Here is a 1,921-nt window from a genome sequence, read left to right as displayed (position 1 = left end):
ATAACGCTCCCAGAGCGACGGGTGCAGGCGCAGGGCAGGGGGTTCGGGCGTCGCCGCCAGCTGTGCGGACAGTTCCGCCTTCCGCGCCTCCAGCATGGCCATCTTCGCCTTCATCGACGAGTGATACTTTCCGTCTTCGATCCCGGTGAGCATGTTGGTGATCTTCGCTCGATCTGCGCCAACTCCTTCCGCGCTGCGTCATGGTCGCTGCTGCGCCGACCGGCCGCCGCATTGAAGGCCCGGCGATATTCCTCGACGTAAGCCGCGATCAGGTCGGTGTCGATCCGAAGACGGCGCACCTGGTCTTGTCGCGGTTTAATGCCGCTCCTTTGATAGCGTAATGTGCAGCAAAGGTGACCTGCCCCCCGTGGCTCCCTCGATCATAACGAGAGTCTGCCGGTTTGAGATTGGTAGTCGGCGGATGGTTCCAGGGCAAGCGTGCCGGGCGCGGAGCTATTGGGTAGCGCAAGCGTCCGGCACGCTTCGAACGGCGTCAGGTTGCCGAGCGAGGAGTGCGGCCTGAAGGTGTTGTAGTCGTAGCGCCAAATGGCGATCTTTCGGCGGGCATCGTCCAGCGTGTCGAAAATCTCCTCATTCAGCAGCTTGTCGCGCAGGCTGCCGTTGAAGCTTTCGATGAAGGCGTTCTGCTGCGGCCTGCCGGGGTCGATGTAATGCCCAGGCAACGTCGTTCTGATCGGCCCAATTCAGGATGGCCCGGCTGGTGAACTCCGTCCCATTGTCACTGACGATGCAAGCTGGCTTGCCATATATCCTGACCAGTGCATCCAGTTCGCGGGCCACCCTCGCGCCAGAGATCCTGGTATCGGGGACCAGACACAGGTTCTCGCGGCAGCAATCGTCGATCACCGCCAGGATCCTGAACCTGCGCGACGCCCCGAACGTATCCGCCACGAAGTCCAGCGACCAGCGCTGGTTCGGCATCAGGGCTAGGGGCATCGGCCTGCGTGTGCCACGGGCCCGTTTGCGGCCCCGCCTGCGCCGGACCGACAACCCTTCCTCGCGGTAGAGCCGATACAGCTTCTTCGGGTTCATCAGCATGCCCCTGCGCTCCAGCAGCAGTCCGATGCGCCGATAGCCAAACCCGCGACGCACTGCTGCGATCTCCTGCATTGCCTTGCGGATCTCCGGGTTGTCTGGCGCGTGCTCCCGCCGCACCGTCTTCGGATCGACACCGACCAGAACGCAGGCCCGGCGTTGCGAGATATCATGACCACGCATCGCCCTCAGCACTGCGTCCCGCCGCGCATTCGGTGCCGTCAGGGCTTTCCCAAGAGATCCTTCAGCACGACGTTGTCGAGCATCGCCTCAGCCAGAAGCCGTTTCAGCTTGCCGTTCTCGTCCACCAGCGCCCTCAGCCTTTGGGCATCGGACACGTCCATGCCCCCATACTTGGCCTTGAGCTTGTAGAACCTGGCCGGGCTGAGACCGTGACGGCGACAGACCTCCGCCGTCGCCATTCCGGCTTCCTGCTCCTTGATCATCCCAATGATCTGAGCCTCGGTGAAGCGGCTTTTGCTCATGTCGTCTGCTCCTTCGTGATGAAGCAAACTCTACATTAAACCGAGGGATATTCCGGGGGCAGGTCAAAGGAGATGAGCTATGGGCCCAGTCAGAACGGATAAATTTCGCAAGGATGCGGTGCGGATCGCGCTGACCAGCGGGCTTTCACGCAAACAGATTGTTGATGATCTTGGTGTCGGAATGTCGACGTTGAACAAGTGGGTCACAGCGCATCGCGATGCCGATGTGGTGTGGTAATCCTCCCCGAAACTGACGGGATTTGGTCGTAGAACTTACGCAGCCATTTTCAGTTTCATTGCGGGCGTGATGCCGCCGATGCCCATGTTCGGGCGATCATTGTTGTAAGTCCCGAGCCACTGGGTGGCGAAGTGCTGAGCCT

Annotated in this window: 2 pseudogenes; one reads left to right on the top strand and one right to left on the bottom strand. The window is 61.2% G+C overall.

The window, feature by feature from the left end:
• Positions 1-380 precede the first annotated feature (380 nt).
• Positions 381-1,541: pseudogene (locus EG885_RS22245) on the bottom strand (IS3 family transposase).
• Positions 1,542-1,620: 79 nt separating this feature from the next.
• Between EG885_RS22245 and EG885_RS22940 the strand changes: the two are divergent.
• Positions 1,621-1,773: pseudogene (locus EG885_RS22940) on the top strand (transposase); the annotation flags it as partial.
• Positions 1,774-1,921: the final 148 nt, after the last annotated feature.

It is taken from the genome of Paracoccus nototheniae, assembly GCF_004335005.1.
In the GTDB taxonomy this organism is placed as follows: Bacteria; Pseudomonadota; Alphaproteobacteria; order Rhodobacterales; family Rhodobacteraceae; genus Paracoccus; species Paracoccus nototheniae.
This window is presented reverse-complemented; position numbering and strand designations above follow the sequence as displayed.